18 protein-coding genes are annotated in these 18,100 nt (G+C 57.1%); 8 read left to right on the forward strand and 10 right to left on the reverse strand.

The features are described from left to right. Position 1 precedes the first annotated feature (1 nt). From LINBF2_RS03070 to LINBF2_RS03085, 4 genes are read left to right on the forward strand one after another with little or no spacing between them, the layout of a single operon-like run. The gene (locus LINBF2_RS03070) at positions 2-922 is read left to right on the forward strand and encodes a branched-chain amino acid ABC transporter permease (protein WP_281890338.1); all 921 of its coding nucleotides are present in this window, start codon (positions 2-4) and stop codon (positions 920-922) included. A gap of 26 nt (positions 923-948) precedes the next feature. Then, entirely contained in the window at positions 949-1,923 is a 975-nt protein-coding gene (locus LINBF2_RS03075; protein WP_281890340.1) for a branched-chain amino acid ABC transporter permease, read from the forward strand. Beyond that, positions 1,920-2,678 (forward strand): ABC transporter ATP-binding protein, encoded by a 759-nt coding sequence (locus LINBF2_RS03080; protein WP_281890342.1) that lies wholly within the window; start codon positions 1,920-1,922, stop codon positions 2,676-2,678. The genes LINBF2_RS03075 and LINBF2_RS03080 overlap by 4 nt, the downstream gene beginning before the upstream one ends. A gap of 3 nt (positions 2,679-2,681) precedes the next feature. After that, positions 2,682-3,392 (forward strand): ABC transporter ATP-binding protein, encoded by a 711-nt coding sequence (locus LINBF2_RS03085; RefSeq protein ID WP_281890344.1) that lies wholly within the window; start codon positions 2,682-2,684, stop codon positions 3,390-3,392. A 74-nt stretch (positions 3,393-3,466) separates the two neighbouring features. Here the strand turns inward: LINBF2_RS03085 and LINBF2_RS03090 are convergent, their stop codons facing one another. From LINBF2_RS03090 to LINBF2_RS03110, 5 genes are all read right to left on the reverse strand, one after another. After that, complete coding sequence (locus LINBF2_RS03090; protein ID WP_281890346.1) at positions 3,467-4,480, reverse strand: class 1 fructose-bisphosphatase; 1,014 nt, start codon at positions 4,478-4,480, stop codon at positions 3,467-3,469. A gap of 9 nt (positions 4,481-4,489) precedes the next feature. After that, on the reverse strand, positions 4,490-7,207 hold the full coding sequence (gene pepN / locus LINBF2_RS03095) for an aminopeptidase N (protein ID WP_281890348.1): 2,718 nt from the start codon (positions 7,205-7,207) through the stop codon (positions 4,490-4,492). 8 nt (positions 7,208-7,215) lie between these two features. After that, positions 7,216-8,320, reverse strand: a protein-coding gene (gene prfB / locus LINBF2_RS03100) for a peptide chain release factor 2 (protein ID WP_281890350.1) whose coding sequence is annotated in 2 segments (ribosomal slippage) — positions 7,216-8,238 and positions 8,240-8,320 — 1,104 coding nt in all. Because the reading frame shifts where the segments join, the coding sequence is not laid out codon by codon here. A 59-nt stretch (positions 8,321-8,379) separates the two neighbouring features. Next, positions 8,380-8,931 (reverse strand): hypothetical protein, encoded by a 552-nt coding sequence (locus tag LINBF2_RS03105; RefSeq protein ID WP_281890352.1) that lies wholly within the window; start codon positions 8,929-8,931, stop codon positions 8,380-8,382. 40 nt (positions 8,932-8,971) lie between these two features. After that, on the reverse strand, positions 8,972-9,889 hold the full coding sequence (locus LINBF2_RS03110) for an alpha/beta hydrolase (RefSeq protein WP_281890354.1): 918 nt from the start codon (positions 9,887-9,889) through the stop codon (positions 8,972-8,974). A 25-nt stretch (positions 9,890-9,914) separates the two neighbouring features. Between LINBF2_RS03110 and LINBF2_RS03115 the strand changes: the two genes are divergently transcribed. The 3 genes from LINBF2_RS03115 (at position 9,915) to plsY (ending at position 13,594) form a co-directional block, all read left to right on the forward strand. Further along, positions 9,915-11,753 (forward strand): AMP-binding protein, encoded by a 1,839-nt coding sequence (locus LINBF2_RS03115; protein WP_281890356.1) that lies wholly within the window; start codon positions 9,915-9,917, stop codon positions 11,751-11,753. Between the two features lie 85 nt (positions 11,754-11,838). Then, positions 11,839-12,906: an aldo/keto reductase gene (locus LINBF2_RS03120; protein WP_281890358.1), complete on the forward strand. Its 1,068-nt coding sequence runs from the start codon at positions 11,839-11,841 to the stop codon at positions 12,904-12,906. A gap of 22 nt (positions 12,907-12,928) precedes the next feature. Beyond that, entirely contained in the window at positions 12,929-13,594 is a 666-nt protein-coding gene (gene plsY, locus LINBF2_RS03125; protein WP_281890360.1) for a glycerol-3-phosphate 1-O-acyltransferase PlsY, read from the forward strand. Positions 13,595-13,670: 76 nt separating this feature from the next. Here plsY and LINBF2_RS03130 read toward each other — a convergent pair whose 3' ends face one another. Then, positions 13,671-14,156: a YajQ family cyclic di-GMP-binding protein gene (locus tag LINBF2_RS03130; protein WP_108282095.1), complete on the reverse strand. Its 486-nt coding sequence runs from the start codon at positions 14,154-14,156 to the stop codon at positions 13,671-13,673. Between the two features lie 39 nt (positions 14,157-14,195). On the opposite strand from LINBF2_RS03130, the gene murB reads away from it, so the two are divergent. Next, the gene (gene murB / locus LINBF2_RS03135; protein ID WP_281890362.1) at positions 14,196-15,248 is read left to right on the forward strand and encodes a UDP-N-acetylmuramate dehydrogenase; all 1,053 of its coding nucleotides are present in this window, start codon (positions 14,196-14,198) and stop codon (positions 15,246-15,248) included. A 51-nt stretch (positions 15,249-15,299) separates the two neighbouring features. Here the strand turns inward: murB and argG are convergent, their stop codons facing one another. The 4 genes from argG to LINBF2_RS03155 all read right to left on the reverse strand — a co-directional run bounded on the left by argG (position 15,300) and on the right by LINBF2_RS03155 (position 18,079). Then, positions 15,300-16,640: an argininosuccinate synthase gene (argG, locus tag LINBF2_RS03140; protein ID WP_281890364.1), complete on the reverse strand. Its 1,341-nt coding sequence runs from the start codon at positions 16,638-16,640 to the stop codon at positions 15,300-15,302. A gap of 21 nt (positions 16,641-16,661) precedes the next feature. After that, positions 16,662-16,979 (reverse strand): pyrimidine/purine nucleoside phosphorylase, encoded by a 318-nt coding sequence (locus LINBF2_RS03145; RefSeq protein ID WP_104796316.1) that lies wholly within the window; start codon positions 16,977-16,979, stop codon positions 16,662-16,664. Between the two features lie 115 nt (positions 16,980-17,094). Further along, positions 17,095-17,634 (reverse strand): hypothetical protein, encoded by a 540-nt coding sequence (locus tag LINBF2_RS03150; RefSeq protein ID WP_236657666.1) that lies wholly within the window; start codon positions 17,632-17,634, stop codon positions 17,095-17,097. A gap of 85 nt (positions 17,635-17,719) precedes the next feature. Next, positions 17,720-18,079, reverse strand: coding sequence for an arsenate reductase (locus tag LINBF2_RS03155; protein ID WP_281890368.1), 360 nt, complete (start codon positions 18,077-18,079; stop codon positions 17,720-17,722). Between the last annotated feature and the right edge of the window lie 21 nt (positions 18,080-18,100).

An 18,100-nucleotide genomic window follows, 5' to 3' on the forward strand; every position in this document is an offset into this window, starting at 1 on the left:
CATGGATGGCATTTTGCTGTTTGAGCAATCGCTCAACGGCTTGCAGTTTGGGTTGATGTTGTTCTTGCTGGCCGCGGGCTTGACGCTCGTGTTTGGCATCATGGACATAATCAACCTCGCGCATGGCTCGCTCTACATGGTGGGCGCTTACCTGATTGCCACGGTGGCTGCGGCCACCGATTCTTTTTGGCTGGGGCTGGCTGCGGGAGTGGCGGGCGCTGCGCTGTTTGGCGTGTTGCTAGAAGTGTCTATCCTGCGCCGCCTGTATGAGCGCGACCACCTCTCGCAAGTGTTGGGCACGTTTGCCATTCTCTTGATGTGCAATGAAACCGTGCGTTTGATTTGGGGCGCACAGCCCATCACGCTCAACCCTCCGGCTGCACTGAGCGGCCCTGTGGAATTGGTGAGTGGCTTTTTCTATCCTGCTTATCGTTTGTTCATCATTGGTGTGGGCTTGGCCGTGGCTTTGTTTTTGTATGTGCTCATCACGCGCACACGCGTGGGCATGCAAGTGCGTGCGGGTGCTGCTAACCGCGAAATGGCTTTGGCCATGGGCAGCAACGTGACGCGTTTGTTCACCGCTGTGTTTGGTGTGGGCGCTGCACTGTGCGCGATTGCGGGCGGCATGCTGGGCCCGCTGCTGGCCGTGCAAGTGGGCATGGGCGAGAGCATTTTGATTTTGGCGTTTGTGGTCATCGTCATCGGTGGCATTGGCTCGATACGCGGCGCGTTCTTGGGCGCGATGTTGGTGGGCGTGGTCGACACAGCAGGGCGCACCTTGGTGCCCATGGTGTTTGACTCGCTGCTCAGTGCAGAGGCGGCATCGAGCGCAGGCCCTGCTGTGGCGTCGATCTTGATTTACATGCTCATGGCTACTGTTTTGTTCTTTAAGCCACGCGGTTTGTTTCCTACGCACGGGTAAGCAACACACAGTACAGCAAATTTCGTATGGCCCATTCACCTCGCTCCACATCTTTAGACCACTCTTTGCAGTGGCGCTGGAGCGTGCCTGCGTTGTTGCTGTTGGTCGCGTTGCCATTCATCGCCAACGCGGTGGGCGAAGGTTTTTACATTGCCTTGGCCAGTCGCATTTTGATTTTTGCTCTGGCTGCCACGAGCCTTAATTTCATTTTGGGTTTTGGTGGCATGGTCAGCTTTGGCCATGCGGCATTTGTGGGCGTGGGCGCTTACAGCGTGGCCATCCTCACGCAAATCGGCATCACGGACGCATGGGTGTTGTGGCCTGCGGCGATGGTGGTGAGTGCCTTGTTTGCTTTGCTGATTGGCGCAATCAGCCTACGCACGCAAGGCGTGTACTTCATCATGATCACGCTGGCCTTTGCCCAGATGATTTACTACCTCACCATTTCCATCAAAGCCTATGGCGGTGACGATGGGTTGTCGTTGGCCACTCGTTCGCAAATTCCGTTGGTAGACATCCATGACGAGACCTCGTTTTATTACGTGGTGCTCGCTGTGTGCGTGGCGGCCATCTATTCTGTGGCCCGTGTGCTGAATGCGCGCTTTGGCCATGTGCTGCAAGCCATTCGCGAGAACGAAGTGCGCATGCAAGCGCTGGGCTACGCGGTGTATCGCTACAAGCTGGCTGCGTTTGTGATGTCCGGTGCGTTGGCGGGTTTGGCCGGTGCATTGCTCGCCAACCAAGGTGGCTTTGTCAGCCCCGCGCTCATGCAGTGGAGCCAATCGGGCCTGTTGATGATGATGGTCATCTTGGGCGGTGTGGGCCACTTGTATGGCGGCGTGTGGGGCGCAGTGGTGTTCTTGCTGCTGGAAGAAACACTGAGCCACTTCACCATCCATTGGCAGCTGGGCCTGGGCGCTTTGTTGCTACTGGTTGTGCTGCTGGCTCCCAATGGCCTGACCAGCGTGTTGCAACGCTTGCAGAGAAAGGACCGGCCATGAGCGCGCCTTTGCTGCACGTGGACAACTTGGTTAAACGCTTTGGGGGTTTGGCAGCGACTGATCACGCCACGCTGCAAGTGCAGCGCGGTGAAATTCATGCACTCATTGGCCCCAACGGCGCAGGCAAGACCACACTCATTCACCAAATCTCAGGTGCGTTAGCGCCCGACGAAGGCCGCATTGTGTTTGATGGCACAGACCTCACGCACACGGCGATGCACCAGCGTGCACGTTTGGGATTGGTGCGTTCGTATCAAATCACCAGCGTGTTCACACGCCTCACGGTGCAAGACAACTTGGCGTTGGCTATCCAAGCTGGCAATTCCGAAGCTGTGGAAACTAGCTTCAAGTTTTGGCGTGCCGCACGCAGCGAACACGCGCGTTATGCACGCGCCGCCGAGGTGGCCGAGCGCGTGGGCTTGCAAGCACAACTCATGCAGCCCGCTGGTGCGCTGTCGCACGGCGAGCAACGCCAGCTCGAAGTGGGCTTGGCTTTGGCCACTTCGCCGAAGTTGATGTTGCTCGACGAGCCCATGGCCGGCATGGGCCCTGATGAATCTGAGCGCATGGTGCAACTGTTGCAAAGCTTGCGTAGTGACACCACGCTGCTGCTGGTCGAGCACGACATGGATGCGGTGTTTCGTTTGGCCGACACCATCTCGGTGTTGGTGTCGGGCCAAGTCATCGCGTGTGGCACGGCAGAGCACATCAAAAACGATGCGGCTGTGAAGCGCGCTTACCTAGGCGACGAATAAACCATGAGCGCCTTGTTAGAAGTTCACGACTTGCACAGCGGCTATGGCAGCAGCCAAGTGTTGTTTGGCATCAGCCTGTCGATTGAGGCGGGCGGTGTGTCTACTTTGCTGGGCCGCAACGGTATGGGCAAGACCACCACCGTGCGTTCCATCTTGGGCCTCACGCCTGCGTTGTCTGGCACCGTTCGTTTTTGTGGCGAGCGTGTCGAGGGCTATAGCCCCGACCGTATTGCACGCATGGGCTTGGCTGTTGTGCCCGAAGGTCGGCAAATTTTCCCAACACTCTCTGTGCAAGAAAACCTGCTGGCCTTTGCAGCCAACCGCAACAGCAGCACCAACCCGTGGACGCTAGAGCGCGTGTATGCCTTGTTCCCGCGCTTGGCTGAGCGCCACCGTCACATGGGCAACCAGCTCTCGGGTGGCGAACAACAAATGTTAGCCATTGGCCGCGCCCTCATGACCAACCCGCATTTGCTGGTGCTAGACGAGGCCACCGAAGGCTTGGCCCCTCTCGTGCGTGAAGACATTTGGCGCTGCCTGCACACCTTGCGTGGCGAAGGTCAAAGCATTTTGGTGATCGACAAGTATGTGCAAAAGCTTGTTCAATTGGCAGACCAACACACCATCATTGAGCGCGGGCAAGTGGTGTGGCAGGGTGCGTCTGTGGCGCTAGAGGCTGACCACAGCTTGTGGCATCGCTACGTTGGTGTGTAGTACGTCACAGAGTCAAACAAAAAGCCCGCATGAAGCGGGCTTTTTGTTTGGCATGCGCCCCATGAGCGCTGCGTTTATTTTTGCGCGTGATAGCTCGTCACACGATCCACTTCGTTCTTAGAACCCAAGACCACGCTCACACGTTGGTGCAGTTGAGTGGGCTGGATATCCAAGATGCGTTGGCGACCGTCAGTGGCAGCGCCACCGGCTTGTTCGATCAACCAGCTCATGGGGTTGGCTTCGTACATCAGGCGCAGCTTGCCGGCTTTGCCTGGCTCGCGCTTGTCCCACGGGTACATGAACACACCACCGCGTGTGAGGATGCGGTGCACGTCGGCCACCATGGACGCAATCCAACGCATGTTGAAGTTTTTGCCGCGTGGGCCTTCTTCGCCTTGTAGGCATTCGTCGATGTAGCGCTTCACAGGCTCATCCCAGTGGCGCATGTTGCTCATGTTGATGGCGAACTCTTTGGTGTCGGCAGGCACTTTCACGTTTTCTTGGGTCAACACAAACGAGCCTTGCTCGCGGTCTAAGGTGAACATGGCCACGCCGTCACCCACGGTCAGCACCAAGGTGGTTTGTGGGCCGTACACGCAGTAGCCAGCAGCCACTTGTTGGGTGCCGGGCTGCAAGAAGTCGTCTTCGCTCACGCCTTTGCTGGGGTCCACTTTTTTGAGCACGCTGAAGATGGTGCCGATGCTGACGTTGACTTCAATGTTGCTTGAGCCATCAAGTGGGTCAAACATCAAGAGGTATTCGCCTTGGGGGTAGCGGTTGGGCACGACGTGGATGCTGTCCATTTCTTCGGACGCCATGGCAGCCAAGTGGCCGCCCCATTCGTTGGCTTCGATCAACACATCGTTGGCGATGATGTCGAGTTTCTTTTGCACTTCACCTTGCACGTTTTCGCTGCCGGCTGAGCCCATGACATCGCCGAGTTCGCTGCCCAAGGCACCTTTGTTCACGGCGTGGCTGATGCTCTTACAAGCGCGAGCCACGACTTCGAGCAACAAGCGCAGCTCAGATGGGATGAGGCCTTTGGCGCGTTGTTGTTCGACCAGATAGCGGGTGAGAGAAACACTCATGGCAAGTCCTTAGTTGGCGAGCGCGCGCGAAACCACTTCGCGCACGTCGTTGCTTAAATCGGTTTTGGCGGCGACGCGTTTGATGGCTTCGTGCGCGGCGGTGCGGTAGGGCTCAGCCAGTTTGCTCCAACGGTCTAAGGCGCGTGCCAAACGGGCGGCGACTTGGGGGTTGATGGCGTCGAGCTCCAATACGCGTTCACTCCAGAACACATAGCCTGCCGCATCGCTGCGGTGGAATGCGCCGGGGTTGGCACTGCAGAAACTGAAAATCAGGCTGCGTGCGCGGTTGGGGTTTTTGATGTGGAAGTCGGGGTGCAACATGAGGTTGCGCACCAATGACAAGATGTTGCCACCACGGTCGGTGCTGCCGGCTTGCAGGGCAAACCACTTGTCCATCACCAAGGCTTCGTTGTGGAACAGGTTGTAGAAGCGTTGCAGGGCATCGCCTGCCAGATCGTGGCCTGCACTGACCAACGCCGACAAGGCATTGAAGCGGTCGGTCATGTTGTGCGCGTCTTTGAAGCGTTGGAAGGTGCGGCCAGGCCAAACTTCGTCGTCCGTGGTGCGTGCATCCAAACACAACATGGTGAGGGCCATGCCGCTCAAAGCGCGTCGACCACTCGACACGGGGTCGGGGCTGAAAGCGCCGTTCTCGCTGTGCGCTTCAAAGGCCCAAGCCCAATCGTCGTGTAACTCGCTGGCAAGCTGTGCACGCATGGCTTCGCGCACGGCGTGGATGCGTTGTGGGTCGACCACATCGAGCTGTTCAGCGATGTAGGTTTCAGATGGCAAGGTGAGCACCAAGTCTTTGAACGCGGCGTCCAAGGCAGGGTTGCGCAACACGGTGCGCAGGGCTTGAACCAAGGCAGCATCCAACACCTGTGCAGGTGCGTCGCTGGCGGCGACTGCGCTGAGAGCTGCATTCAAGCACAGGCGTTGCGCTGCTTCCCATTGGTTGAATGGGTCGGTGTCGTGCGCCAAGAGTGTGAGCAGTTGCGTGGGCGTGAAGTCTTTCTCCAACACCACAGGGGCGCTGAAGCCGCGCAGGATGGAGGGCACAGGCTCTTCACCTGCTTGCAAGGACAAGTCTTTGAACTCGAAGCTTTGTGTGGCTTCGGTCAGAACCAAGAGTTGTGTGGCCAACACCTCGCGGCCATCCGCACCGAGCAAGCCAAATTGCACGGGGATGACGAACGGCTCCTTGTGATCTTGGCCGGGGCTGGGTGGGCAGCTTTGGCTCAGGCTCAGTGTGTACGTGCCTGTGTCGGCGTTATAGCTGCCAGCGGCTTGCACGCGCGGTGTACCTGCTTGCGCGTACCAACGTTTGAATTGCGTCAGGTGTGTGGCCAAGGCTGAGCCTGGGTTGGCATCGGCAATGGCTTGGGCGAAGTCATCGCATGTGACGGCTTGACCATCGTGGCGCTCGAAGTAGAGCGACATGCCTTTGGCGAAGCCTTCACGTGACGAAATATTGGAAGCTGGCGTTGCCGCCAGGGTCTGCATCATGCGCACGACCTCAGAGCCTTTTTCGTAAATCGTGACGGTGTAGAAGTTGTTGATTTCTACATAGCTGTCAGGACGCACGGGGTGGGCCATGGGGCCTGCGTCTTCTGGGAACTGTGCGGTGCGCAACAAGCGCACGTCTTCGATGCGCTTGACAGCTTTGGCCGACGCCGCCGCTTGCGCGTTGTCTTTGAGTGCTTCAGCGGCCAAGTCTTGGCTGAACTCTTGGTCGCGGAAAACCGTCAGGCCTTCTTTGAGCGAGAGTTGGAACCAGTCGCGGCAGGTCACGCGGTTGCCGGTCCAGTTGTGGAAGTATTCATGACCGACCACGCTCTCGATGTTGGCGTAGTCCATGTCGGTGGCGGTGGCAGAGTTGGCCAACACAAACTTGGTGTTGAAGATGTTGAGGCCCTTGTTCTCCATCGCGCCCATGTTGAAGTCGCTGGTGGCGACGATCATGAAGCGTTCGAGGTCGAGGCTTAAGTTAAAGCGCTGCTCGTCCCACTTGATGCTGGCCATGAGCGAGTTCATGGCGTGTTCGGTTTTGTCCAAATCACCTGAGCGCACAAACACTTGCAACAAATGTTCTTTGCCCGACGGCGCTTTGACGCGCTGCTCGCGGCACACAAATTGGCCCGCGACCAAAGCAAACAAGTAGCACGGCTTTTTGTGTGGATCCACCCATTTGGCAAAGTGGCGACCTTCTTCGAGGTCGCCTTCTTCCACCAAGTTGCCGTTGCTCAGCAACACAGGGAACGCCTTTTTGTCAGCGCGCAGCGTGACGCTGTAGTTCGACATCACATCGGGGCGGTCTAAGAAATACGTGATACGGCGAAAGCCCTCTGCCTCGCATTGCGTGAAGAACGAGTCGTTGCTGACGTACAAGCCCATGAGCTTGGTGTTCTTCGCAGGGTTGCAGGTGGTGAAAATTTCTAGATCGAAAGCCTCATGGCCTTCGGGCAAGTTCTCCAGCACCAATTGGCTGCCTTCCATCTTGAACGACGTGCCTTGGCCGTTGACCAACACGCGGGCGAGGTTGAGCTCATCGCCATCCAAGCGCAGGGGCTGAGCCGCCACGTCAGGGTTGCGGCGCACGCGCATTTTGTTGAGCACGCGGGTTTTGGCGGGGTCAAGGTCAAACGTCAGATCGACGGTGTCAATCCAAAACGCAGGCGCGGTGTAGTCGGCGCGTTGAATCAATTGGGCTGTGCCTTCGCGGAACATAGTTTTCCTTAAATACCTTGCTTGAGTGACGCTTCGATGAAAGCATCGAGGTCGCCGTCCAAGACTTTTTGTGTGGCCGAGACTTCAACGTTTGTACGCAAATCTTTGATGCGGCTGTTGTCCAGCACGTAGCTGCGAATTTGGTGACCCCAGCCCACATCGGTCTTGGTGTCTTCGAGCTTTTGCTGTTCTTCTTGGCGCTTGCGCATTTCGAAGTCATACAGGCGCGAACGCAAACGTTTCCAAGCCACATCACGGTTGCTATGCTGGCTACGGCCGTCTTGACACTGCACCACGATGCCTGTGGGCATGTGGGTCAAACGCACGGCAGAGTCGGTTTTGTTGATGTGCTGACCACCCGCGCCAGAGGCACGGTAGGTGTCTGTGCGCACGTCGGAAGGGTTGATGTCGATTTCGATTGAGTCGTCAATCTCGGGATATACGAACACCGAGGCAAATGAGGTGTGGCGACCGCCCGAGCTGTCGAAGGGAGACTTGCGCACCAAGCGGTGCACGCCAGTTTCGGTGCGCAACAAACCAAACGCGTATTCGCCTTCGATTTTGATGGTTGCGCCTTTTATGCCGGCCACGTCGCCAGCAGATTCGTCTTCCACCGTGGTTTTGAAACCTTTGCGTTCGGCGTACTTGAGGTACTGGCGCAGCAACATACTGGCCCAGTCGCAGGCTTCGGTGCCACCGGCACCGGCTTGGATGTCTAAGAAGCAATTGAGCGGGTCCGCTTCATTGCTGAACATACGGCGGAATTCGAGCTCTTCAATGGTTTTGACCAAGCCTTGGGTGTCGGTCTCAATCGTGATTAAGCCGTCTTCGTCGTTGTCGGCCTTGCTCATTTCAAACAACTCGGCGTTGTCTGCCAGCTCCTGCGTGAGGCGTGTGAGGGTGACGACCACACCGTCGAGTGCTTTCTTTTCACGACCCAGCTCTTGCGCTTTTTTGGGGTCGTTCCAGATGGTGGGGTCTTCTAGGGACGCGTTGACAGTGCGTAGACGCTCAGATTTGGCATCGTAGTCAAAGATACCTCCGGAGATCCACCGTGCGGACGCTCAGGTCGGCGAGGGTGGTTCCAATAAGGTTGATGCGTTCTGCTTCCATGGTGCGGTCTTCTTTAGGTGTCTAAGTAACCGCGTATTTTCTCACGTTAAGAGCGGCTGTTAAAAGCTGCGGGTGTAAGCGAACAAAAGCCCCGCATTGCCTAATACATAAACTTGTGCGGAGTCTTTGGGTGTGATGTAGTAGCCGAGAGACGGGATCACAGCCGGCGCAATGCCAAGGTGGTTGAACGGGATTTTGTCTCTGTATTCGCCCCGATAACCCCACAGCAAACCTGCAGACAATTTGGTGAACAGTTTTGGGTTGCCAAAAATGCCGTCCCACTGTTGGCCCACATACAAGTAGGCAGATTCTTGGCCAAACGAGTTGGTGAACAAGGCCAAACCACAAAAGCGACCGCCAGACACGTGGCTGTCCATCGCGACCAGTTTGACGGGGCGGTGTTCGGGGTTGTAGTTCCAGTGGTGGGTGTAAGGCGACAGGGTCAGATCCCACTTTTTGGCGGGTTGTGCCCCGCCTTCAACGGCCAAACTGTTGGGACAGGGTTGCCAGTCGTACAAACCGTTGTCGGTTGCATGGGCGTTACCAACGCCTGTTGTGCAAGCGAGTGCCAAGGCTGCCATCGTGGCGCGAAATGAAGAGGGGAATGCCATGAGTTGCTGAGATCGTAATTAAGTGCCAAATTTTAGTGGCTTATATGACGGTTTGAAGACTTAAGAATTCTTCTATGTGTCGAGCCAGTATGGCGGGCTGATCGTGGTGCAGCATGTGTCCCGCCTCCTCAATGACCGCGTGGGTGAGATGGGGTACTGCGGCAATGCGTTGCATGAATTCATCCAAGGTGTAGCTGTCTTTCCACCACTGGCTCATGCTGTCTGTGCTGGCCACCACACACAAAGTAGGCGCAGTGATGCGCTCGTAAATGGCTTGGGTCTCGTCGGTTTTGAACAGCTGGGCGTTGACCACTTTGTGGGCTGCGTGGCCCAAGATGCGCCATTCGCCTTGCGCGTTGGCACGCGCCCAGTGTTGAGCCAGCCAATGCGCTTTGTCTGAGCCTAAGCGTGGGTTGGTTTTGATGAGGCGCTGCGCCACGGCTTCGAGGTTGGGATAGGGCTTGAGGTCCATCTCGCCGCGCTGCAAGGCTTTGAGCTCGTCCATCCACTTGGCCAAACGGCTGGGCGCTTGTGCCGGGCGAGTGGCAGGCATGCCAAAGCCTTCGAGGTTGATGAGCTTCTTGATGCGCTCGGGGCGAATGCCCGCGTACATCGTGGCCACGTGGCCGCCCATGCTGTGGCCTAGCAGGTGGATTTGCCGTTCGCCCACGTAATGGTCTAACAGCTGGTCGAGGTCAGCCAAGTAGTCGGGGAAAAAGAAGTTGTCGGTGTCGGGCGTTTCGGTCAGGCCAAAGCCGCGCCAGTCGGGCGCGATGACCCAATGGTCGTCTTTCAAGGCGTCGATCACGAACTGAAACGAAGCCGCCACATCCATCCAGCCATGCACCATGACCAACGGTGCTTTGTCGGGCGAGGGCGTGCCCCACTGCAAGACGTGGTAACTCAGGTGACGGATTGGGACAAACTCGCTGCGCGAAGGCTTTTGGATTAGGTACATTGTTCGAATCATAAGGACACGAGACATGGCCAAGCATTCTGCGAACTCCACTTCACACGACTTTTACCAAGCCATGCAGCAAGGCTTTGGTTGGGCAGTGCCCGAGCACTTCAACATGGCTGAGATGTGCAGTCGCCGTTGGGCTGCTGAGCCCGATGCGGCACAGCGTGTGGCGATCGTTGAACATGCTGCCGCCGATGCGAGTGGGCGTGCCGTTGCGCCACGCAGCTGCAGCTATGCCCAGTTGCAGCAAGCCGCCGATGCACTGAGCCATGTGCTGACCGGTATGGGCGTGCAGCGCGGTGACCGCGTGGCCATCGTGCTGCCACAGCGCTTTGAAACGGCAGTGGCCTATGTGGCCGTGATGCAAATGGGCGCGGTGGCCATGCCGCTGTCGCTGCTGTTTGGCCCCGAGGCTTTGGAGTACCGCCTGCAAGACAGCGAGGCCGTGGTGGCCCTCGTGGATGCGTCGTCGGTGAGTAATGTGCTGGCTGTGCGTGCGCAGTGTCCCGCGCTGCGCGAGGTGGTGGGCATTGATCTGAGCAACGCCGCTGACATGCTGCACGTGGATGTGGACTACGCCAGTGCCATTGCCGCGCAGCAACGCGCGTTCACAGCGATACAAACCAAAGCGGACGAGGGCGCGGTGTTGATTTACACCAGCGGCACCACGGGGCCGCCCAAAGGCGCGCTGATTCCGCACCGCGCTTTGATTGGTAATTTGACGGGTTTTGTGTGTAGCCAAAACTGGTTTGGGTTTGCAACAGTGGCGGCTTCTTCAACGTCCGCTGCTGGGCCAAGCGCTTTATCTTCAAAGTCGCAACACTTACCCGCTGGCAGTGCAGCCGTGTTTTGGTCCCCCGCCGATTGGGCGTGGACGGGCGGTTTGATGGATGCCTTGTTGCCCACGCTCTATTTTGGCCGCCCCATCGTGGCGTGGAATGGGCGCTTTAGTCCAGAGCTGGCGTTCACCTTGATGCAGCAGCACGGCGTCACGCACACATTTTTGTTCCCCACCGCGTTGAAGGCCATGATGAAGGCTTTCCCCAAGCCCAGCAGCCAATTCAAACTCAAGCTGCAAGCCATCATGAGCGCAGGCGAAGCCGTGGGCGATGCGGTGTTTGGCTACTGCCAAACGCAAATGGGCGTGACGGTGAATGAGATGTTTGGTCAAACCGAAATCAACTACATCGTGGGCAACTGCGCTATGGAGTGGGGCGCCCAAGGTGTAAGCGTGAGCATGCATCGCACGAACGTGGGCTGGCCCGCTAAACCGGGCAGCATGGGCAAGGGCTACCCCGGCCACCGCGTGGCGGTGATTGATGACGACGGCCATGAGTGCCCCGCAGGCGTGCCCGGCGACGTGGCGCTGAACCGTTACAACCAACACGGCCAGCACGACCCCATCTTCTTTTTGGGCTATTGGAAAAACGAGAAATCCACGTTCAACAAATACATCGGTGACTGGTGCCGCACGGGCGATATGGCGGTGCAGGATGTTGATGGCTACCTCTGGTACCAAGGCCGTGCCGACGACGTGTTCAAAGCGGCTGGTTATCGCATTGGTCCCAGCGAGATTGAAAACTGCTTGGTCAAACACCCTGCTGTGGCCAATGCTGCCGTGGTGCCCAAACCAGATGCCGAGCGTGGTGCGTTGGTCAAAGCCTATGTGGTGTTAGCCCCAGGCCATGAAGCCAGCGATACCTTGGTGGCTGACCTGCAACTGCATGTGCGCGGCAAGCTTGCACCGTATGAGTACCCCAAAGAGATTGAGTTCATTCGTGAACTGCCCATGACCACCACGGGCAAGGTGCAACGCCGCGTGCTGCGCTTGCAAGAAGAAGAGCGCGCCAAGGCGAAATAACGCACATACGCTGAGCCAAAGAAGGCACCCGGCAGGCTTTAGACTTGTAGCGTTTTTCATCTATCTCCTTCCTCGGAGTGAATCCATGACTTTTCCTTTCGTTCAGCTGGGCACCAGCGATTTGCACGTCACGCCCATTTGTTTGGGCACGATGACCTTTGGCGAACAAGTCAACGAAGCTGATTCACACGCCATCCTTGACCACTCGCTGGCGCGTGGCGTGAACTTCATCGACACCGCCGAGATGTATTCGGTGCCGCCTAAAGCTGAGACCTGTGGCCACACCGAAACCATCATTGGTAACTGGTTTGCCAAGAATCCAGGCGCACGGCAAAAGCTGGTGCTTGCCACCAAAGTGGCCGGCCCTTCGCGCGGCATGCCTTGGATTCGTGACCACATGGGGCTGAAAGTCAAAGACTTCGTTACCTCGTGCGAAGGCAGTTTGCGCCGCTTGCAAACCGATGTGATTGACCTCTACCAAATCCACTGGCCCGAGCGCCATGTGCCAGCGTTTGGTGGCGTGTACTACGACCCCCAAAAAGAAACGTCAGAGACGCCGATTCATGCTCAGCTAGAAGCGCTGGCGCAGTTGGTCAAAGCTGGCAAGGTGCGCCATGTGGGCTTGTCCAACGAAACACCCTATGGTGTGCACGAGTTTGTGCGCTTGGCCGAGCAGCACGGCTTGCCACGCGTGGCGACCACGCAAAACCCATATTGTTTGATCAACCGCACGTATGAAAACGGTTTGGATGAGACTTGCCACCGTTTGAATGTGTCGTTGTTGGCGTATTCGCCCTTGGGCTTTGGTTTGCTCACTGGCAAGTACGATGCCAGCGGTATCACCGGCCCAGATGCGCCCAAAGGCGCGCGCATCTCTGGCTACGAGAGTGTGCGCAAGCAACGCTGGGGTCGCCCTGAGTCGTTGGTGGCGGCACGCCGCTACAACGCATTGGCACAAGAAAACGGCATGACGCCCACGCAAATGGCGCTGGCGTTTTGTTACACCAAGTGGCAAGTGGCGAGCACCATCATTGGTGTGACGTCGATGGCGCAACTTGATGCCGATCTGGACGCATGGGGCACCACTTTGTCGCCTGAAGTGTTGGCCGCAATCGATGCCATTCGTTGGGAAATGCGCGACCCTGCGCAATAAAAATTACAAAGAGGAAAGATAAATGTTTGCTGATGCTTCAGTCGTGGTGTTGCTCGTTTTGGGCGGTTACTTGGTGGGTTCCTTGTCCTTTGCGGTCATCGTGAGCCGCGTGATGGGTTTGGATGACCCCCGCACCTACGGCAGCCAAAACCCAGGTGCCACCAACGTGCTGCGCTCGGGCAACAAAAAAGCGGCCATCGCCACCTTGTTGTTTGATGCACTCAAGGGCTACTTCCCCGTGTTGTTGGTCAAGTTGTATGGCCCAGATTTTGGCTTGGACGACCGTGCTGTGGCCTTGGTGGCCATCTCGGCATTCATGGGTCACTTGTGGCCTGTGTTCTTTGCGTTCAAAGGTGGCAAGGGCGTTGCGACTGCCGCAGGTATTTTGTTTGGTGTGGAGCCCTTGTTGGGCGCTGCGGTGATGGGCACTTGGTTGCTGATGGCGGTGGTGTTCCGCTACTCGTCGCTGGCGGCTTTGTCGGCTTCTTTGCTGGCGCCTGCCTACTATTTGATGGGAAACCAAGTGGTGTGGCAAATGAGCGAAGCTGAGCTGTTGGCTGTGATGGTCATGAGCGCCTTGCTGCTCATGCGCCACAAAGACAACATCCAGCGTTTGGTGTCGGGCCAAGAGTCAAAGATTGGTGCGAAGAAAGAAGCCCCAACTGAAGAGTCAGAAGCACAGGCATGAACGCTTTCTGCCTTGTGGCGATGCAAAACAAAAGGGCCTCTGTTGAGGCCCTTTGTGTTTGAAGCTAAGACGTGGCTTAGTCGCGGAAGTTGTTGAACGACAAAGGCAAGTCGGTCATGTCTTTGCGAATCAGGGCCATGGCGGCTTGCAAGTCGTCACGTTTGGTGCCGCTCACGCGCACAGCGTCGCCTTGGATGGCAGCTTGCACTTTGATCTTGCTGTCTTTGAGCAAGCGTTGGATCTTCTTAGACACTTCGGTTTCAATGCCATTGCGAATTTTGATGACTTGTTTGACCTTGTCGCCGCCCACTTTTTGCACATCGCCTTTGTCGAGGAAGCGTACGTCCACTTCGCGTTTGGTCAGTTTGTTACGCAGCACGTCTTCGACTTGCACGAGTTGAAAGTCGGCATCGCCAAACATGGTGATCTCTTTGTCCTTGAGTTCAACAGCGGCAGATGTGCCTTTGAAGTCAAAACGAGTGGCGATTTCTTTGGAAGTGTTTTCAACGGCGTTTTTCACTTCGACCAAGTTGGGTTCGAGTACGGTGTCAAAAGAAGGCATGGCAGTCGGCTTTCAAATTCGGAATGAGACAATTGTCGTATGTTAGTGGAACCCAACTACCCCCTTCAAGCGCACAACAGCTTTGGCATTTCAGCAAAAGCCCTGCAACTTGTGCGCGTGCGCACCGAAGCTGACGTACAAGCTGTGCTGGCCGATGCGGCCTTGCGCGCTGTGCCCAAGTTTGTGCTGGGCGGCGGCAGCAACATTGTGCTGACCGGCGACGTGAAGCCCTTGGTGCTGAAGGTGGAAATCAAAGGCATGCGCTTGGTCGAAGAGACCGACAAGGCCTGGGTGGTCGAAGCCGCCGCAGGCGAAAGCTGGCACGACTTGGTGGCTTGGACGCTGGACAACGGCTGGCCCGGCCTTGAAAACATGGCCCTCATTCCCGGCAGCGTAGGCGCGTCCCCCGTGCAAAACATTGGCGCGTATGGTGTGGAGCTGCAAGACCGCTTTCACTCGCTGGACGCGATTGATCTGACCACTGGCGAAACCTTCAGCCTCGATGCCGCGCAATGCGCATTTGGCTACCGCGACTCGGTGTTCAAACACGAAAGCAGCGGCCCGAACGGCTTGGGTTTGGCAGGCAAAGCCCTGATTACCCGCGTGCGGTTCTTGTTGCGCAAAGACTGGAAACCCGTGCTGGGCTACCTCGACCTCGAACGCAAAATGGCCGAGACTGGCATCAGCCAACCCACGGCCCAGCAGATCTTTGAATGGGTGTGCGCCATTCGCCGCGCCAAGCTGCCAGACCCAGCCGTCATTGGCAACGCGGGCAGCTTCTTCAAAAACCCCACCGTCACCCAAGACCAGTGCGACGACATCATCGCGCGTGAGCCCAAGGTGGTGCACTACCTGCTAGACGATGGCCGTATCAAACTGGCGGCTGGTTGGCTGATCGACGCCTGCGGCTGGAAAGGCAAAACCGTGGGCAATGCGGGTGTGTACGAAAAACAAGCCTTGGTGTTGGTCAACGTGGGCGGCAAAGAGCACCCCTGCACAGGCGGCGAGGTGATGACCTTGGCCAAAGCCATTCAAACCAGTGTGTATGAGCGGTTTGGCATTCGACTTGAACCCGAACCTGTGGTGGTTTAAGCAATAAAAAAGCGACCTGAAGGTCGCTTTTTACTTGGTGCAAAGAAGTGTTTACTTCTTAGACCCGCCTTCCAACTTGATCATGTCAGCACCTTCGCCCAACGACAGCAAGCCTGTGTGTGCGTAGATGCCCAGTTTGGCGCGTGTGTCCACGATGTCCAAGTTGCGCATGGTCAATTGGCCAATGCGGTCGAGTGGGCTGAATGGCGCGTCTTCCACTTTTTCCATGCTCAAACGCTCTGGGGCGTAGGTCAGGTTGGGGCTTTCGGTGTTCAAGATGCTGTAGTCGTTGCCACGGCGCAGCTCTAGGGTCACGGTGCCGGTCACGGCGCGTGCCACCCAGCGTTGGGCGGTTTCGCGCAACATGATGGACTGTGGGTCGAACCAGCGGCCTTGGTACAACAAGCGGCCCAACCGCAGGCCGTTGATGCGGTACTGCTCAATGGTGTCTTCGTTGTGAATGCCTGTGACCAAACGCTCGTAAGCGATGTGCAACAGCGCCATGCCCGGGGCTTCGTAGATGCCACGGCTCTTGGCTTCGATGATGCGGTTCTCGATTTGGTCGCTCATGCCCAACCCGTGGCGGCCACCGATTTCGTTGGCTTTCAGGAACAACTCAACGGGGTCAGCGTATTCCACACCGTTCAAGGCAACGGGTTGGCCTTCTTCAAAACGGATGCTGATTTCTTCGGCTTTCACCACGCAGTCTTCACGCCAGAAGGGCACACCCATGATGGGGTTGACGATCTTCATGCCGCTTGAGAGGCTCTCAAGGTCTTTGGCTTCGTGTGTTGCACCCAGCATGTTGCTGTCGGTGCTGTAGGCCTTTTCGGCGCTCATCTTGTAGCCAAAACCGTTGGCAGTCATGAAGGCGCTCATTTCAGCGCGGCCACCGAGTTCGTCGATGAACAGTTGGTCCAGCCAAGGCTTGTAGATTTTCAAGCTGGGGTTGGTCAACAAACCGTAGCGGTAGAAGCGCTCGATGTCGTTGCCCTTAAAGGTGCTGCCATCGCCCCAGATGTTGACGTCGTCTTCCTTCATCGCAGCCACGAGCATGGTGCCTGTGACGGCACGGCCCAAGGGCGTGGTGTTGAAGTAGGTGATGCCACCGGTGCTGATGTGGAACGCGCCGCACTGAATGGCAGCAATGCCTTCGTGGGCGAGTTGTTTGCGGCAGTCGATGAGGCGGGCTTTTTCTGCGCCGTATTCCATCGCTTTGCGTGGGATTTCGTTGTAGTCCGACTCGTCGGGCTGGCCGAGGTTGGCGGTGTAGGCGTAGGGCACAGCGCCCTTTTGCTTCATCCACAAGAGGGCAGCAGAAGTGTCGAGGCCGCCTGAGAAGGCGATGCCGACTTTTTGGCCTTTGGGGAGGTGTTGGAGGATGGTGCTCATGGTGTGTCGTTGCGCCTTGGATTAACCGAAGTGGCAAATGTAGTGGTAGGGCTCGGTCACGCGGATGTCGAACTTCGAGTTGCCGGGCACGTTGAATTTTTCGCCAGCGCTGGACTTGACCCAGTCTTGGGTGCCGTCGAGTTTGTATTCACAAAAACCGCCCACGCATTCCATGATTTCAGGTGCGCCTGTGTTGAAGGTCAAGGTGGCGGGCAAGATGACGCCCACCGACAGTTTGGTGCCGTCAGCTAGTGTCAGGCCGTGGCTGACACATTTGCCGTCAAAGTAAACATTGGCTTTGGTGGTGACGCTGGCGCCGTCGATTTTTTCTGTGGTCATGGTGTGCGCTCGGTATGAATTGCAAAACAGTAGATTTTAGGTGACCCAAAACGCCAAAAGCCGCTGAAAGCGGCTTTTGCTTGGTTCAAACGCCCAAACAGGCGTTTGGACTGGCTTAGTAGCGTGGGGCAGAGCCGGGTGGCGGCACATTGCCGTAGCTAGTGTTGGCGGCTGGTGCCATGGGTGTGATTTGCAAACGCACGGTGGGGCCTGGGTCTTGGGGCATTTGCACGGTGTATTGCTTGCCTGCGAATTCATAAACCACGTTGTATGCCATCGTGCGGTTCTCGTAGAACATTTGCTGGCTGCAGTTTTGTACGTTACGCACTTCTGGTGTGCCGCCGCCTTCCACCTTGTCACCCAAGATAGCGCCGCCGAACAAACCCAGCATGGTGGCGGCAGCACGACCGGAACCCTGACCCATGCTGTTACCAATGGCGCCACCAGCGATCGCGCCCATGGCGGCACCAGCGCCAGATTTTTGGCCTTCGGTGACCACTTGTTGGTTGTTACAGACTTGGCGTGGCACGGCCACTTGCTGAATGATGGGGGTGCTGGAGATGACTTTGCCCACTTCTTGGGCGTGTACGGCAGCAGATGCCAACACAGCCATCAGGCCGGCGAACAATGTGATTTGAATGGTGATCTTTTTCATGGGAAATCCCTGTTGAACTTGGCAGAAGTGTAGTGTGTGCACTGTGAATGTCTGTAAAGCGACGGTAAAACCTGCGCTGTTTCACTTATCCGATAACGCGCGCCCAAGCCTCAGGGTTGACGCCCACGATGACAGTTGCGCCTTTGACCACCACAGGGCGCTTGATGACGCTGGCATGTTCCAGCATCAAGGCGCGGGCCGAGGCGTTGTCCACCACGCTGGCTTGCAGGACTGGGTCTAGCTTGCGCCAAGTCGTGCCTTTGCGGTTGACCAACACGTCCCAGCTCACATGCTTGAGCCACAGGTCGACGGCCTCTGGCGGCACGCCTTGTTTTTTGAAATCGTGAAACACATAGTCCACACCATGGTCACTCAGCCACATGCGGGCCTTTTTGACGCTGTCGCAGTTGGGAATGCCGTAAACGGTGATGGTTGTTTTGCTCATAGGGTGAATCATGCCGCAAAC

Origin of the sequence: Limnohabitans sp. TEGF004 (assembly GCF_027924965.1) — a bacterium.
Taxonomy (GTDB): Bacteria; Pseudomonadota; Gammaproteobacteria; order Burkholderiales; family Burkholderiaceae_C; genus Limnohabitans.

What these genes read in the sequence shown, in the direction of transcription:
- pepN (WP_281890348.1), bottom strand. Translation starts at nt 7,207, where the DNA reads ATGTTCCGCGAAGGCACAGCCCAATTGATTCAACGCGCCGACTACACC.
- LINBF2_RS03120 (WP_281890358.1), top strand. Translation starts at nt 11,839, where the DNA reads ATGACTTTTCCTTTCGTTCAGCTGGGCACCAGCGATTTGCACGTCACG.
- LINBF2_RS03150 (WP_236657666.1), bottom strand. Translation starts at nt 17,634, where the DNA reads ATGAAAAAGATCACCATTCAAATCACATTGTTCGCCGGCCTGATGGCT.
- murB (WP_281890362.1), top strand. Translation starts at nt 14,196, where the DNA reads ATGTTAGTGGAACCCAACTACCCCCTTCAAGCGCACAACAGCTTTGGC.
- LINBF2_RS03105 (WP_281890352.1), bottom strand. Translation starts at nt 8,931, where the DNA reads ATGGCATTCCCCTCTTCATTTCGCGCCACGATGGCAGCCTTGGCACTC.
- LINBF2_RS03130 (WP_108282095.1), bottom strand. Translation starts at nt 14,156, where the DNA reads ATGCCTTCTTTTGACACCGTACTCGAACCCAACTTGGTCGAAGTGAAA.
- LINBF2_RS03070 (WP_281890338.1), top strand. Translation starts at nt 2, where the DNA reads ATGGATGGCATTTTGCTGTTTGAGCAATCGCTCAACGGCTTGCAGTTT.
- LINBF2_RS03155 (WP_281890368.1), bottom strand. Translation starts at nt 18,079, where the DNA reads ATGAGCAAAACAACCATCACCGTTTACGGCATTCCCAACTGCGACAGC.
- LINBF2_RS03080 (WP_281890342.1), top strand. Translation starts at nt 1,920, where the DNA reads ATGAGCGCGCCTTTGCTGCACGTGGACAACTTGGTTAAACGCTTTGGG.
- LINBF2_RS03075 (WP_281890340.1), top strand. Translation starts at nt 949, where the DNA reads ATGGCCCATTCACCTCGCTCCACATCTTTAGACCACTCTTTGCAGTGG.
- argG (WP_281890364.1), bottom strand. Translation starts at nt 16,640, where the DNA reads ATGAGCACCATCCTCCAACACCTCCCCAAAGGCCAAAAAGTCGGCATC.
- LINBF2_RS03145 (WP_104796316.1), bottom strand. Translation starts at nt 16,979, where the DNA reads ATGACCACAGAAAAAATCGACGGCGCCAGCGTCACCACCAAAGCCAAT.
- LINBF2_RS03090 (WP_281890346.1), bottom strand. Translation starts at nt 4,480, where the DNA reads ATGAGTGTTTCTCTCACCCGCTATCTGGTCGAACAACAACGCGCCAAA.
- LINBF2_RS03110 (WP_281890354.1), bottom strand. Translation starts at nt 9,889, where the DNA reads ATGTACCTAATCCAAAAGCCTTCGCGCAGCGAGTTTGTCCCAATCCGT.
- plsY (WP_281890360.1), top strand. Translation starts at nt 12,929, where the DNA reads ATGTTTGCTGATGCTTCAGTCGTGGTGTTGCTCGTTTTGGGCGGTTAC.
- LINBF2_RS03115 (WP_281890356.1), top strand. Translation starts at nt 9,915, where the DNA reads ATGGCCAAGCATTCTGCGAACTCCACTTCACACGACTTTTACCAAGCC.
- LINBF2_RS03085 (WP_281890344.1), top strand. Translation starts at nt 2,682, where the DNA reads ATGAGCGCCTTGTTAGAAGTTCACGACTTGCACAGCGGCTATGGCAGC.